Here is a 14,558-nt window from a genome sequence, read left to right as displayed (position 1 = left end):
CATGCCGCTGCAAGGTGCCGGCGTGACCGTCGACACGGGGCGAACCTATACCCTGCTCAGCCGTTCAGCGCCGGCATCGGTCCAGCCCAGCCTGACACCGGCCCAGCGCGACTGGCTCGCGCAGCGCCGGGAACTGGTGCTGGGCACCTCGGCCCCTGACTACCCGCCGTTCGACATCGCCACGGGCGGGCGCGAGTACCAGGGGCTGACGGCCGACTACGCCGGACTGATCGGCAGCGCCCTGGGCCTGCCGGTGCGGGTGCAGCGCTTTCCCAGCCGGCCGGCGGCGGTCGCGGCGCTCAAGAGCGGGCATATCGACCTGCTGGGCAGCGCCAACGGCTATGAAGCGGTGACCCAGGGCCTGGCGCTGTCGCGGCCCTACGCCATCGACCAACCGGTGCTGGTGACCCGCGAGGATGAAACCCGGGCGCTGGACACGGGCCTGACGGGCATGCGCCTGAGCATGCTGTATCACTACCTGCCGCCCGGGGAGATTCACGCCAACTACCCCAAGGCCGAGCTGCTTACCTTCGAATCGTCCACCCAGGCGCTGAATGCCGTGGCCTTCGAGCAGGCCGACGTGTTCATCGGCGATACCATTTCCACCCACTACCTGATCAGCCAGGGGCACCTGCCGCACCTGCGCATGGCCAATTTCGGCAAGCACGAAGCCGTGGGCTTCAGCTTCGCCATGCGCGAGGACGCACTCACCCTCCAGTCCCTGGTGGACGCCGCCCTCGACGCCCAGCCCAACACCACCCGCAACGATATCTTCAAGCGCTGGAGTGCCAGCAGCGGTAGCCTGCTGACCGATCGCAAGCTGCAGTTGTCGGCGCGCGAGGAACAGTGGCTGAGCGAACATCCGATCATGCGCGTGGTGGTCAACGACACCGCCGCGCCCCTGACCTTCTTCGACAACAATGACCGCCTGCGTGGCATCGTCGCCGACCTGCTAGAACTCATCCGCCTGCGCACCGGCCTGCGCTTCGAGATCCGTCGCGCCAGCGGCGATGGCGACATGGTCGACCAGCTCGAGTCCGGTCGCGCCGATATCATCGCCAGCCTCTCCACCGACGCCCGTCGCGGCAGCCCGCTGCAGGTCAGCCGGCCCTACCTCGAAAGCGCCTACGTGCTGGTCAGCCACACCGGCAACGACCAGCCCAGCAACCTCAAGCAACTCAAGGGCAAGCGCGTCGCCGTGCCACGCGACAGCAGCGTGGCCGCCCTGCTCGCGGCACGTCACCCACGGATTCACCAGGTCGCCACCGAAAGCACCTACTACTCCATGGTGCTGCTCGGCAGCGGCGCGGTGGATGCGGCAATCGCCACCCTGATCGACGCCAACCACATGCTCGCCACCAGCAACAATCTGGTGATCCGCAGCACGGTGGGCACGGAACCGGCAGCCTTCACCATGGCGACCGCCGCCGGGGCCAGCGAGCTGGCGGCGATCCTCGACAAGGCTCTGTTGAGCATTTCGCCGGAGGAACTGGGGGTGATCAACAGCCGCTGGCGCGACCATGGCCTGCGTGACGACGCCTACTGGCGCAGCTACCGCCGGCTGATCCTTCAGGTGGCGGGGGGCATTGCGGTGCTGCTGGTCCTCGCACTGGTGTGGAACGCCCGGCTGCGCCGTCAGATCAAGCAGCGTCAGCGGGCCGAACGAGCGCTCAACGACCAACTGGAATTCATGGGTGCGCTGCTCAATGGCACGCCTCATCCGATGTATGTTCGCGACCGTGACGGACGCCTGCAAAGCTGCAACGACAGCTACCTGCAGGCCGTCGGCGCCAGTCTCGAGGAAGTCCTGGGCAAGAGCCTGGACGAGGCCCCCTTCAGCGACTGCGACTATACCCGCCAGGTCCAGGACGACTACCAGCGGGTGATGGCCCAGGGCAAACCCTTGATCCTCGATCGCCCCCTGCGCCTGCGGGACCGCGAGCTGACGATCTATCACTGGATCCTGCCCTACCGCGACTCGGTGGGCGAGATGCAGGGCATCATCGGTGGCTGGATCGATATCAGCGAGCGCCGCAATCTGGTCCAGGACCTGCGCCTGGCCAAGCAACAGGCCGATGACGCCAATCGGGCCAAGAGCACCTTCCTGGCCACCATCAGCCATGAGATCCGCACGCCGATGAACGCCCTCATCGGCATGCTGGAACTGGCCCTCAAGCGCGCCGACCAGGGCAAGCTGGACCGCCCTGCGCTGGAGGTCGCCCATCATTCGGCCAGTGACCTGCTGGGGCTGATCGGCGACATCCTGGATATCGCCCGGATCGAGTCCGGACAGATGTCCCTGGTCCCCGAAGCAGTCGACCTTGCGGCCCTGGTCGAGTCGGTCGGCCGCGTATTCGACGGCCTGGCCCGGCACAAGGGCCTGGTGCTGGATGTGGTGATTGCTCCCGAGGCCCGCTGCCACGTCATGCTCGATCCGCTACGGTTCAAGCAGGTGCTGTCGAACCTGGTGAGCAATGCGATCAAGTTCACCGAACAGGGGCAAGTGCGCATCACCGCCAGGTTGCGCAACGATGGCGAACCTGCCATGCCGACGCTCGACCTGGAGGTGCGCGACAGCGGTATCGGGATCCACGAGCAAGACCTGCAACGCCTGTTCTCCCCCTTCGTGCAGGCCAACCCCTACAGCGACGGCGCCAGGGCCGGCACCGGGTTAGGACTGGTCATCAGCCGCGACCTGTGCACGATGATGGGCGGCGAGCTCACCCTGCAGAGCCTGCAGGGCGTCGGTACCCGGGTCCGTCTGGTGATGCCGCTGCAATGCGTCGATCCGGTCACGCCCCAGCCCCGATCGCCCACGGAAATCCCGCAACCGGACCAGCAGCTGCGCATCCTGGTGATCGACGACCACCCAGCCAACCTGTTGCTGATGGCACAGCAACTGAACTACCTGGGCCTTGGTCAGGAAAGCGCCGAAGATGGACGCGAAGGGCTGCGCAAGTGGCGCGAGGGTTGCTTCGATATACTCATCGTCGACTGCAACATGCCGCTGATGAATGGCTTCGAACTGGCCAGGACCGTGCGCCTGGAGGAGCAACTGCGCAACCGGCCACGCTGCACCATCCTCGGCTACACCGCCAACGCCCAGCCCGAGGTGCGCCAGCAATGCCTGGATGCAGGCATGGACGATTGCCTGCTCAAGCCCATCGGCCTGCAGGTGCTGGGGCAGCGGTTGAAGGCCCTTGCACGGATTGCCTACCAGGAAGACGAGCACCATACGCCCGCCGTGCGGTTCGATCTCGATGGCCTGTCGGCGATCGTTGGCGACAACCTCGCCGACCGCGACCGCATCCTCGACACCCTGCTGCTGAGCCTGCGCCAGGACCTGCAGGCGCTGATGGCCATCGACCCGCAACGCGAGGGCGGCGAGCTGGCATTACAGGCACACAAGATCCTCAGCGCGGGACGGATGCTGGATGCTCAGGCGTTGATCGAGGCGTGCGAGGCGCTGGAGGTGACGGACTTGCCCCAGGCTGAACTGAAACGGCGCCGTCAGGCGCTGGCGCGGCACATGCGCCGCGTGGAGAAAGCCCTGGCCAGGCAACGGGAGCACCTGGCCGAGGTCGGATGAGGGCGGTACAAGGCGTACCGCCGCCATTCATCAGGAAGCCGGGTTGACCGGTTTTTCCGGGTACCAGGCGTCCAGCAGCGGGCTGACTTCGATATTGGTCAGTTCGCTGCGGCCCTTGAGCCAGGCTTCGACAGCGGCGCGCTGTTCTTCGTTGACCGAACCACGGGTGGCCTTGCAAACCAGGCCGAAGTCGTCGCCACCGACGTAGTCCAGGCCGTTGGCATCCATGGCTTCAGCCAGGAAGGCGTCGAGGAAGGCATCGATGGCTTCATCGGACAGGTCTTCCTTGAAGCCCAGGTTCAGTTCGAAACCCAGCTCCTGGAATTCGTCCACGCACAGTTTCTTGCGCAGGCGACGGGAACGGTTGGTAGCCATGAAACAATCCTCTCAATTAATTACGCGCGGCACTTTACCAGTTTCCGGCGCCTAGCGGCGCTTTTCCGTCGAATGAGGCCCATGCTCGTGCTGCTTGGGGCATAATGCGCACTACATTTTGTCCTGGGGCCATCACTTCCTACAGCCCCGTTGTCTTTTCCCCTCGCCTGCAGGGTTTGTCCATTTATGATCAAGACGCTCCGCCCACTGCTGCTCGCCGGCCTGTTCCTGCCCCTGTCGCTGTCCGTGCAGGCCGCCGCCGTCAACACCAGCCTGCCACCTAAGGTGCAGCAGGCGCTCAAGACCAACAAGCTGCAGGACTCCGCCCTGTCGCTGGTCATGCTGCCGCTGGACGGCCCGGGCACGGCGACCGTGTTCAACGCCGATGTGTCGGTCAACCCGGCCTCGACCATGAAGCTGGTCACCACCTACGCCGCGCTGGAACTGCTGGGCCCCACTTTCCAATGGAAAACCGAGTTCTACACCGACGGCACCCTGAGCAACGGCGTGCTTAACGGCAACCTGTACCTCAAGGGTGGCGGCGACCCCAAGCTGAACATGGAAAAACTCTGGCTGCTGATGCGCGACCTGCGCGCCAATGGCGTTCGTACCGTGACCGGCGACCTGGTCCTGGACCGTAGCCATTTCGTGCAGCCCAACTTGCCGCAGTTCGATGACGACGGCGGCGACGAGAACAAGCCTTTCCTGGTCAAGCCGGACTCGCTGCTGGTCAACCTCAAGGCTTTGCGCTTCGTTGCCCGCAACGACGGTGGCAAGGTCAACGTCTCGGTCGAGCCGCCGATCGCCAGCATCCGCATCGACAACCAGGTCAAGGCCGTGGCCGGCAAGCAGTGCACCGGCGAGGTGCGCTACAACCCGGTAGTCCAGCCGGACGGTGTCAGCGTCACGGTCAGTGGCCAGCTCGCCGACGGCTGCAACTCGCAGACCTATCTGTCGCTGCTGGACCACCCGACCTACGCGGCCGGTGCCGTGCGGGCGATCTGGAACGAGCTGGGCGGCAGCATCCAGGGTCGCGATCGCATCGAAAACGTGCCCAAGAGCGCCCGCCTGCTGGCCCGCGCCTTCTCGCCGGACCTGGTGGAAGTGATCCGCGACATCAACAAGTACAGCAACAACACCATGGCCCAGCAGCTGTTCCTGAGCCTTGGCGCGCAGTTCCGCACCGACGCCGACGGCGACGATGCCCGTGCCGCCCAGCGTGTGGTGCGTCAGTGGATGGCGAAGAAAGGCATCACCTCGCCGCACCTGGTGATGGAGAACGGCTCGGGGCTGTCCCGCGCCGAGCGGGTCAGCACCCGCGAGATGGCGGCGCTGTTGCAGGCGGCCTGGAAGAGCCCTTACGCGGCGGAGTTCATCAGCTCGATGCCGCTGGTGGGGATGGACGGCACCATGCGCAAGCGGCTCAAGCGCACGGCCATGACGGGCGAAGGGCACATCAAGACCGGGACCCTGAATACCGTGCGGGCGATTGCCGGGTTCAGCCGGGACAGCAACGGGCACACCTGGGCGGTGGCGGCCATTCTCAATGATCCCAAGCCTTGGGGGGCTTCCCAGGTTCTCGACCAGGTGTTGCTGGATCTTTACCGGCAGCCCAAGGCGGGGAATGGGACTGTTGGGGTGATGCCTTGATTTGAGTGGGGTTGGGGTTGGGGCTTGGCTTTAAGGTGTTGGTTTTGAAGGATGTAAGCGCATTCATTGGCGATGGTGACGCATAGTCACCTTTTCGCCCTTACGGCGACCTACTTTTGCTCTTGGGCAAAAGTAGGCAAAAACCGCTCGCTCCATTCATCCGGCCCCTACGCTTCGCTCCGGGGTCCCCTCGCTCCGTTCTTGCTCCCGGGAGGACCGCGCTGAACGCCCCATCCTGGGGCGCAGCGCTTGACGGCCATCCATGGCCGTCACCTCCCTCCGCAAGAACTCCGCTCGGCCTCCTGAAGTCGCAATTGGTGGCGCCTGGACTATCGCGCGCTTAGAAGCAAGATCAAGAGCAAGAGCAAGAAATGCGAATTTAGTTGTTTGACAGTTAGTTATGCATTGACTGTTCCATCCCTTTCGCGGGGCAAGCCCGCTCCTACAGGGTTATATATAACGGCAACTATTGCGTGGGAGCGGGCTTGCCCCGCGATGCGATCGAGAGATCAATTAAGTTTAAACTAGCGACAGCTACGCCAGTTCAGGCGCCGCCCGTAACTTCGCGACTTCAGGAGGCCGAACGCAGGTCTTGCGGAGGGAGGTGACGGGCATGGATGCCCGTCAAGCGCTGGGGCCCGGGATGGGCCCTGCAGCGCGGTCCTCCCGGGAGCAAGGCCGGAGTGAGGGAACCCGGAGCGAAGCGCAGGGCCGGATGAATGGAGCGAGGCGGCTTTGGTTACTTTGGCCAAGACCAAAGTAACCCGCCGTAAGGGCGGAAAGGTGAATAAGCGTCGACATCACAAATGAATACGCATACAACTCTCAACACCAACTAAAACAACCAAACAACCAAACAACCAAACAACCAAATAACAGACCAAACTCAACTCAAGACAACTCCCCCTCAACCCGATCCCTCCCCCCCTGCTTGGCCACATAAACCCCAGCATCCGCCCGCAACAACAACGCATCCGCCCCCTCCCCAACCCGCCACCCCGCCACCCCAAAACTCGCCGTCACCCGCCCCACCCCCTCGACCGGCACACTCCGAACCCCCTGCCACAACTCCTGCGCCAGCACCCGCGCCTGCTCGGCATTACTCCCCGGACACAACACCATGAACTCCTCCCCCCCCAACCGACAAAACACATCGGTCCGCCGCAACCGCTGCCCGATCCGCTGGCAAAGGCTGCGCAGCACATGATCCCCCACCGCATGCCCGTATTGATCGTTGATCCGCTTGAAGTGATCGATATCCAGCATGATCACCGCCAGGTCCAACCCATCCCGCTGCGCCCGATCCAGTTCGTTGCGCAGCCGCTCCTGGAAATACCGCCGGTTGTAGATCCCGGTCAGCGCATCGGTCACCGACAGCGCCCGCAGCTCCTCCTCCACCCGCTTGAGGTCCGAGATATCGGTCAGGTAACCATGCCAGAGCGTGCTGCCGTGCTCGCCGACCTCCGGCGTCGCCTCCCCCCGCACCCAGCGCAACCCCGCCCGCGGCAGGCACACCCGGTACTCCTCCCGCCACGGCGTCAGGTACTCGGCGGAGTAACGCACCGAGCGCCGCACTCGCTCCAGGTCGTCCGGGTGGATACGTTCGAACACCGCCGCGGCGTCCTCGCGCAGCACTGCCAGGTCCACCTCGTAGATGTCGTGCAGACCTTGGCTGGCGTAGGGGAAACAGGAATGACCATCGGCGTCCAGGCGATACTGATAGATCCCGCCAGGCACCTCGGCGCTGAGTTTTTCCAACAGCCGGTCGCGGGCCGCCAGGGCTTCGTGCACCCGGCGCCGCTCGGTGACATCAATGCAGATCGCCAGATAGCCCACCCATAACCCCTGCTCGTCCAGCACCGCCGTCACCAGCATGTTGGCCAGCAGGTGGCTGCCATCCTTGCGCACCAGGGTCCAGTCCGCCGGCTCCGCGCCGCCCTCCTGCACCGTCTCGGCGAACATCGCCTGGCCCGCGCCAACCTCGCGCCCGAAGCGCACGCTCAAGGCATGGGCCCGCTGGCGCAACTCCTCGGGCAAGACCAGGTCCTCAAGGCGCAGCTGGCCCAGCGCTTCGCCGGCCGAATAGCCCAGCATGCGCTCGGCGCCCGCGTTGAACGTGCCGATCACCCCGCGCAGGCTGGTGGCGATGATCGCCACCTGGGTCGCGGCATCAAGCACGCTGCGCAACTGGTTGTGGGTCTCGCGCAATGACTGCTCGCTGATACGCAGCTCGGCGGTACGCCGGGCCACCAGGCCCAGGGCACGCTGGCGCTGGCTGAACAGGCTGTACAGCAGCAGCGCCAGCAAGACACTGAGCAGGCCACCGAGCAACGCCACCACCGGCACCGCCGACGAGCGGTTGGCGGCGAGAAAGCCCTGGCTGGGACGAATGTCGAGCTGGTAGTGGTGGTCCGCCAGGTGCAGCAGGTGACTGCTGGCAAAGCCCATGCGCGCCGGCGGCATCCCTGAGTCGAACAGCACCTCGTGACCACCCTCTGTGGACAGGTCGAGGATGCGCACCACCAGGTTGTCGTCAGCCACCGTCGGCAGGCTCTCGGCGATCAGCTGATGCAGGCTCAGCAAGGCCATGACGTACCCTCGAAGGGGATCGCCCACAGACGCTTCATCGGCGAACACCGGGGCGACTATCAGCAGGCCACGGGTATAAGTCGGTTCGACGTTGATCATGTCCAGCGGCGCCGACACCGCCATGCTGCCGGGGCTGGCGGCCCGGGCCAAGGTCGCGGCGCGCAGCGGCTGCCCACCCAGGTCGAAGCCGTAGGGCTGGGCCTGGCGACTCGCCGCCTGGGTGTACAGCACCGGATAGTAGTGATCACGCGCAGGCGCGGCCTGCCAATCGCCCTGGGCGTCCAGGTCGCGGATCTGATAGGGCTGGCCCAGCCAGGCACTGGCGCGCCGCTCGAAGTCCTCGCGCTGCGCGGCCGCTACCCGCGGTGCCCAGGAGTAAGCCTGGGTGCGGTGCAGCAAGGGACGTGCGTAGCCATCGAACTCGCGGGGGGTGATTTCAGTGGAATAGGCGAAGAACCGGCGCAAGCCATCCAGGCGTTGCTCCTGCTCCTCGAAACGCTCGGCGATGCGGCTGTAGCGCTCACTGGCCAGCAGCTCGAAGCGCTGGCGCAGTTGCTGCTGGTAGAAGGTCTGGGTGGCGATCGCCAGGGCGGCCGTGAGCAACGCCCCGGCGACCAGCGCCGCCAAGGCCACGCCCCAGGCCGACAACTCGTCGCCGAGCAGGCCAAGCCGCTTTGCAGGTACGCCCGGGTTCGACATAGAGGACTCCAACCAAGGTCAGCGTCCTGCGTATTGTCCCGCCCTGTCCTGAGTTATAGCCACTGGCCAGCAGGCGTGCCACGTACCTCGTCGGCTCAGCGCAGACGCAGCTGCCAGGCGCGGTGGATACGATTGTTGCGGGCGAAGTCCGGGTCCAGGGTCTGGGCACTGATCTCCTCCACTACGTAGCGCGCGGCCAAATGCTCGTCGAGCTGGAACTTGCGGAAGTTGTTGGAGAAGTACAGCACACCCCCCGGGGCCAGGCGCGCCATGGCCAGGTCGAGCAGTTGCACATGGTCGCGCTGCACGTCGAATACCCCTTCCATGCGCTTGGAGTTGGAGAAGGTCGGCGGGTCGATGAAGATCAGGTCGTAGCTGTCCTGGGCGTTCTCCAGCCAGGCCATGACATCGCCCTGCTCCAGGCGGTTGCGCTCGGAGAAACCGTTGAGCGACAGGTTGCGCCGGGCCCAGTCCAGGTAGGTCTTCGACAGGTCCACGCTGGTGGTGCTGCGCGCGCCGCCCTTGGCTGCGTGCACGGTGGCCGTGGCGGTGTAGCAGAACAGGTTGAGGACGCGCTTGCCCGCCGCCTCGCGCTGGATGCGCATGCGCATCGGCCGGTGATCGAGGAACAGCCCGGTATCCAGGTAGTCGGTGAGGTTGACCAGCAGCTTGACGCCGCCTTCGTTGACCTCCTGGAAGCGCCCTTCGGTGGCCTGGCGCTCGTACTGGCGGGTGCCGCTCTGGCGCTCCCGGCGCTTGAGCACCACACGCTGCGGATCGACGCCCAGGGCCTGGGGAATCGCGCTCAGCGCGTCGAGCAGGCGCGCCTGGGCCTTGTCCGGATCAATCGAACGCGGCGCGGCGTACTCCTGCACGTGCACCCAGTCGTGGTACAGGTCCACTGCCAGGGCGTACTCGGGCATGTCGGCATCGTACACACGGTAGCAATCGACCTTCTCGCGGCGGGCCCACTTGCCCAGCTGCTTGAAGTTCTTCTGCAGGCGGTTGGCGAACATCTGCGCGCCTTCCGACAGGCGCGCCGGCTCGCTGGCCACCGGGGCCTGGCGACGAGGCTCGCCCTCAGCCGCCTCGGCCTGGGCCGAACGACGATCACCGGTGACGAACTGGTCGGGCTGGACCTTGAACAGCAACAGCTTGCACGGCAACGCGCCGTTCCAGAAGGCGTATTGCTTGTGGCTGCGGATGCCCATGCGCTTGCCCAGCTCCGGCGCGCCGGTGAACACCGCCGCTTCCCAGCCCATGCAGGCCTGGCGCAGGCGCTCGCCGAGGTTCTGGTAGAGGTACAGCAGGCTGGCTTCGTCGCCCAGGCGCTCGCCGTAGGGCGGGTTGCTGATCACCAGGCCTTTCTGGTTCTGGTCCGGACGCGGCTCGAAACTGGCCACCTCGCCCTGGTAGATCTTCACCCAGTCGCCCAGGCCCGCGCGCTCAACGTTGTTGCGCCCCGGCTGGATCAACCGTGGGTCGGCCTCATAGCCGCGGATCCACAGCGGCGGCTTGGCCAGGCCGGCTTGAGCACGGGCCTGGGCCTCGTCGTGGACCTTGCGCCACAGCGCCGGCACATGGCCGAGCCAGGCGCTGAAGCCCCAGCGCTCGCGCTTGAGGTTGGGAGCGATATCGGCGGCGATCATCGCCGCCTCGACCAGGAAGGTGCCCACGCCGCACATCGGGTCGGCCAGGGCGCCGCCCTCGGCCGCGATACGTGGCCAGCCGGCGCGGATCAGCACCGCCGCCGCCAGGTTCTCCTTCAGGGGCGCAGCACCCTGCTGCAAGCGATAGCCACGCTGGTGCAGGCTGTGGCCGGACAGGTCGAGGGAAAGGATCGCCTCGCCACGGTCCAGGCGCAGGTGCACGCGCACATCCGGGTCGACCTTCTCCACCGACGGGCGCAGGCCTTCGCGGTTGCGCAGCTTGTCGACGATCGCATCCTTGACCTTGAGCGCGCCGAAGTGGGTGTTGTCGATGCCTGAGCCATGGCCGCTGAACTCCACCGCCAAGGTGCCATCAGCCGCCAGGTGGTCGGCCCAGTCGACGGCATTCACGCCGTCGTACAGGTCGTCGGCGTTCTTCATCGAGAAGCGCTTGAGCACCAGCAGCACGCGGTTAGCCAGGCGCGACCAGAGGCACAGGCGATAGGCGGTTTCCATGTCGGCGTCGCCGCGAATGGCCGAGGTGTGCTCACGCACCTCGTTCAGGCCCAGTTGACGGGCTTCCTCGGCGAGCAGGCCTTCAAGACCCTTGGGGCAGGTAAGGTAAAGTTCGAAACGGTCCGACATGTGCAATCCAGAGCCTTTGGCTAGGTAGATGGCGAGCCGACGCATCGGCTGCCGCTGTTAGCCCGCACGCCTTTCCAGCAGGCGTCCGGGTGGCCCGACGAAACGCTCGCCAGGCCTGGCCGCCCGGTCGATCATGCCTTTGCCGGGAGGCGAAAGAGGCTTTGATCGTCGGGCAGTATGAAAATTGCGTGGACGTCGGGCTCAGATGTGACCCTTCGTCGCATTACCAAATATTACTGTCATCATCCAGCAACGCTGGCCAATTGACGTCAAGGTTGGGTAAACCCTGATCATAGCGGGCTCAACGGCAAACAAGGTTGAGTCGCATTTATTTACTTATCCCCTCACCTTCGGAAAGGTTACGTCCTTATGACAAATCGATCATTCACACTGTGACCTGCATTCGTTAGAACTGATCTCAGGTCGCACCGCAACGGGGCGGCACTTTCAACCCGCCACGCCAGCAGCGGGTGCACTTCGGCAGAACGATTCTGCCCGGCCTCGGAGAGGCCGACGGGACATTTCAGTCAACAAGTGAGGGCAATACCTTATGAGTGGAAAAAGAATGAAACGTAGTTCCGAGGAGAAAGAAAAAGCACGCGGTTTTCTTTACGGCATACAAGGTAAATCCCGAGAACTGTGCCCAAAACAGGAAGGTACAGCTGGCCATCAAAACTGGATGAACGGTTGGCGCAACGGCCGTGAAGCATACTGGAATGCAGAGACCGGCATCGCTGGCATTTCTACCCGAAACGAGAACCACGCACTTGGCTGAACGAGGACACTGAATTCGAGTCACCATGCGCGCCCTATCCGGGCGGCGGGCTGCGGCCCAGGGGCCCCTTTGAAGGGGCCCTTTTTTATGCCCTTTTTTTCATCCTATCCGGCGGGCAACGTGGGAGCGGGCTTGCCCCGCGATGGCGTCCGCCCAGGCAACTTGTCCTGGCGCCATCGCGGGACAAGCCCGCCCCCACGGCTACCGGTTCATTTCATGCTTTCGGCATCGCGGCAATGGCATCCACTGCTTCACGAATCAGCGACGGGCCTTTATAGATGAAGCCCGAATAGATCTGCACCAGGCTCGCCCCTGCGGCGATCTTCTCGGCCGCATGACGCCCCTCGGTGATCCCGCCCGCCGCAATGATCGGCAGCTTGCCACCCAGCTCACCAGCGAGCACTTTCACCGTGTGAGTGCTCTTTTCCAGCACCGGCGCACCCGACAAACCACCAGCCTCGCCACCGAACGGCAGGCCTTCGACGCCCTCGCGCCCCAGGGTGGTGTTGGTGGCGATCACCGCATCCATCCCCGATTCGACCAACGCCGCCGCCACCAGGGCGGTCTCCTCGTCACTCATGTCCGGCGCGATCTTGATCGCCAGCGGTACGCGCTTGCCGTTTGCCTGCGCCAATTGCTCACGGCGCTCGGCCAGGGCATCGAGCAGTTGCTTGAGCGAATCGCCGAACTGCAGCGAACGCAGGCCGGGGGTATTCGGCGAGCTGACGTTGACGGTGATGTAGCTGGCGTCGTTGTAGACCTTCTCCAGGCAGATCAGGTAGTCGTCCTGGGCCCGCTCGACCGGGGTGTCGAAGTTTTTGCCGATGTTGATACCCAACACGCCGGTGTACTTCGCGGCACGCACCCGCGCCAGCAGGTGGTCGACGCCCAGGTTGTTGAAGCCCATGCGGTTGATGATGGCCGTGGCCTCCGGCAAGCGAAACAGCCGCGGCTTGGGGTTGCCCGGCTGCGGGCGCGGCGTCACGGTGCCGATCTCGACAAAGCCGAAGCCCAGTTGGGCAAAGCCATCGATGGCCGCGCCGTTCTTGTCCAGGCCGGCGGCCAGGCCGACCGGGTTGGCGAAGTTCAAGCCCATCACTGTCACTGGCAACGCCGCCGGCTGCTTGCACAGCAGGCCGTTGAGCCCGAGACGGCCACCGGCGCCGATCAGGTCCAGCGAGAGGTCGTGGGAGGTTTCCGGGGAGAGCTTGAACAGCAACTGGCGGGCCAGGGTATACATGGGTGGGCGGACTCGCGGTGTGTGAGGGGGCGATTATAGCCAGCGAGCCGCCGGGGCGACAGGGCAATGGCACATGGGTTGCTAAGTCCGTTGCATGCAGTCAATCGCGAACGCCTGAGGATTCTCGTGAACACAGCCCTCCCGACAACGCCCCTGGCCTGGGTCAACGGCAGCGACGCGCCGGAAAAGCCCAGCCTGGACATCGGTTTCATGGCCCTGACCGACTGCGCCTCGGTGGTGGTCGCCGCCACCCAGGGCTTCGCCCAGCAGTTCGGCCTGACCCTCAACCTGCGCCGCCAGGCGTCCTGGGCCGGGCTGCGCGACAAGCTGGTCAGCGGCGAGCTGGACGCCGCCCACTGCCTCTATGGCCTGGTGTACGCGGTGCACCTGGGCATCGGCGGCGTGCCCGCCAGCCCCTTGGCCGTGCTCATGGGCCTTAACCAGAACGCCCAGGCCATCAATCTCTCCCCCGCGCTGCAGCGCAAGGGCGTGACCAGCCCCGAGGCACTGGCGCGGCTGGTGCACCAACAGGGCGCACAACTGACGTTCGCCCAGACCTTTCCGACTGGCACCCATGCCCTCTGGCTTTACTACTGGCTGGCCAGCCAGGGCATCCACCCGCTGCGCGACGTGACCAGCGTGGTGGTGCCCCCTGCGCAGATGGCCGCCCACCTGCAGGCCGGGCGCATCGACGGCTTCTGTGTCGGCGAACCCTGGTCGGCGGACGCCGTCGCCAAGGGGCAGGGCTTCACCCTGGCCACCAGCCAGTCGATCTGGCCCGACCATCCGGAAAAGGTCCTGGCCAGTGCCCGCGGCTTCGTCGAACAGTACCCCAACAGCACCCGGGCGCTAATCAAGTCGGTACTCGCCGCCGCACGCTTCATCGAGCAGAGCCAGGAGAATCGCCGTGGCACGGCGCAACTGCTCAGCGGCAGCGCCTACCTGGGCTCCCCGGTCGGCAGCATCGAGCCGCGCCTGATCGGCGACTACCAGGATGGCCTGGGCCATCGCTGGCACGATCCCCACGGCCTGCGCCTGTTCGACCAGGGTCGGGCCAACCTGCCGTACCTGTCCGATGGCATGTGGTTCATGACCCAGTTCCGCCGCTGGGGCCTGCTGCGTGACGACCCGGACTACCTGGCGGTCGCCAGCCAGGTGCAGCAGCTGACGCTGTACCGCGAAGCCGCCACGGCGTTGGGCGTACCTTGTGCCGACCCGCCCATGCGCAGCAGCCTGCTGATCGACGGCAGCCGCTGGGACGGCAGCGACCCCCATGGCTATGCGCGCAGCTTCGCACTGCACGCCCTGGACGCGGCGCCTGACGCCCGCGCCCATCGCTGAGGGTCC

At 65.3% G+C, this 14,558-nt stretch carries 8 protein-coding genes; 4 read left to right on the top strand and 4 right to left on the bottom strand.

Features of this window, described 5'->3' with window-relative positions; all coding sequences use genetic code 11:
- Position 1: 1 nt before the first annotated feature.
- Complete coding sequence (locus NMG10_RS00310; RefSeq protein ID WP_254463535.1) at positions 2 to 3,589, top strand: transporter substrate-binding domain-containing protein; 3,588 nt, start codon at positions 2 to 4, stop codon at positions 3,587 to 3,589.
- Positions 3,590 to 3,619: 30 nt separating this feature from the next.
- Here NMG10_RS00310 and NMG10_RS00305 read toward each other — a convergent pair whose 3' ends face one another.
- Positions 3,620 to 3,964 (bottom strand): YggL family protein, encoded by a 345-nt coding sequence (locus tag NMG10_RS00305; protein ID WP_050704800.1) that lies wholly within the window; start codon positions 3,962 to 3,964, stop codon positions 3,620 to 3,622.
- Between the two features lie 186 nt (positions 3,965 to 4,150).
- On the opposite strand from NMG10_RS00305, the gene dacB reads away from it, so the two are divergent.
- Positions 4,151 to 5,614, top strand: coding sequence for a D-alanyl-D-alanine carboxypeptidase/D-alanyl-D-alanine-endopeptidase (dacB, locus tag NMG10_RS00300; protein WP_186713715.1), 1,464 nt, complete (start codon positions 4,151 to 4,153; stop codon positions 5,612 to 5,614).
- Between the two features lie 891 nt (positions 5,615 to 6,505).
- On the opposite strand, the gene NMG10_RS00295 is transcribed toward dacB, so the two are convergent.
- The gene (locus tag NMG10_RS00295; protein WP_232856031.1) at positions 6,506 to 8,902 is read right to left on the bottom strand and encodes a diguanylate cyclase; all 2,397 of its coding nucleotides are present in this window, start codon (positions 8,900 to 8,902) and stop codon (positions 6,506 to 6,508) included.
- Between the two features lie 95 nt (positions 8,903 to 8,997).
- Positions 8,998 to 11,196, bottom strand: coding sequence for a bifunctional 23S rRNA (guanine(2069)-N(7))-methyltransferase RlmK/23S rRNA (guanine(2445)-N(2))-methyltransferase RlmL (gene rlmKL / locus NMG10_RS00290; protein WP_203647480.1), 2,199 nt, complete (start codon positions 11,194 to 11,196; stop codon positions 8,998 to 9,000).
- A 565-nt stretch (positions 11,197 to 11,761) separates the two neighbouring features.
- On the opposite strand from rlmKL, the gene NMG10_RS00285 reads away from it, so the two are divergent.
- Positions 11,762 to 11,971 (top strand): ribosome modulation factor, encoded by a 210-nt coding sequence (locus tag NMG10_RS00285; RefSeq protein ID WP_232856030.1) that lies wholly within the window; start codon positions 11,762 to 11,764, stop codon positions 11,969 to 11,971.
- A 214-nt stretch (positions 11,972 to 12,185) separates the two neighbouring features.
- Here NMG10_RS00285 and NMG10_RS00280 read toward each other — a convergent pair whose 3' ends face one another.
- A complete protein-coding gene (locus tag NMG10_RS00280; RefSeq protein ID WP_203647482.1) occupies positions 12,186 to 13,211 on the bottom strand; it encodes a quinone-dependent dihydroorotate dehydrogenase in 1,026 nt (341 codons plus the stop codon).
- Positions 13,212 to 13,337: 126 nt separating this feature from the next.
- Between NMG10_RS00280 and NMG10_RS00275 the strand changes: the two genes are divergently transcribed.
- A complete protein-coding gene (locus NMG10_RS00275; protein WP_232856029.1) occupies positions 13,338 to 14,552 on the top strand; it encodes a CmpA/NrtA family ABC transporter substrate-binding protein in 1,215 nt (404 codons plus the stop codon).
- The last annotated feature ends 6 nt before the right edge of the window (positions 14,553 to 14,558 follow it).

This window comes from Pseudomonas sp. DVZ6, assembly GCF_024259445.1.
In the GTDB taxonomy this organism is placed as follows: Bacteria; Pseudomonadota; Gammaproteobacteria; order Pseudomonadales; family Pseudomonadaceae; genus Aquipseudomonas; species Aquipseudomonas peradeniyensis.
Note: the sequence above shows the minus strand (reverse complement) of the source record. Positions and strands in the feature narration are given on the sequence as shown.

What these genes read in the sequence shown, in the direction of transcription:
- NMG10_RS00310 (WP_254463535.1), top strand. Translation starts at nt 2, where the DNA reads ATGCCGCTGCAAGGTGCCGGCGTGACCGTCGACACGGGGCGAACCTAT.
- NMG10_RS00305 (WP_050704800.1), bottom strand. Translation starts at nt 3,964, where the DNA reads ATGGCTACCAACCGTTCCCGTCGCCTGCGCAAGAAACTGTGCGTGGAC.
- dacB (WP_186713715.1), top strand. Translation starts at nt 4,151, where the DNA reads ATGATCAAGACGCTCCGCCCACTGCTGCTCGCCGGCCTGTTCCTGCCC.
- NMG10_RS00280 (WP_203647482.1), bottom strand. Translation starts at nt 13,211, where the DNA reads ATGTATACCCTGGCCCGCCAGTTGCTGTTCAAGCTCTCCCCGGAAACC.
- NMG10_RS00285 (WP_232856030.1), top strand. Translation starts at nt 11,762, where the DNA reads ATGAAACGTAGTTCCGAGGAGAAAGAAAAAGCACGCGGTTTTCTTTAC.
- NMG10_RS00295 (WP_232856031.1), bottom strand. Translation starts at nt 8,902, where the DNA reads ATGTCGAACCCGGGCGTACCTGCAAAGCGGCTTGGCCTGCTCGGCGAC.
- rlmKL (WP_203647480.1), bottom strand. Translation starts at nt 11,196, where the DNA reads ATGTCGGACCGTTTCGAACTTTACCTTACCTGCCCCAAGGGTCTTGAA.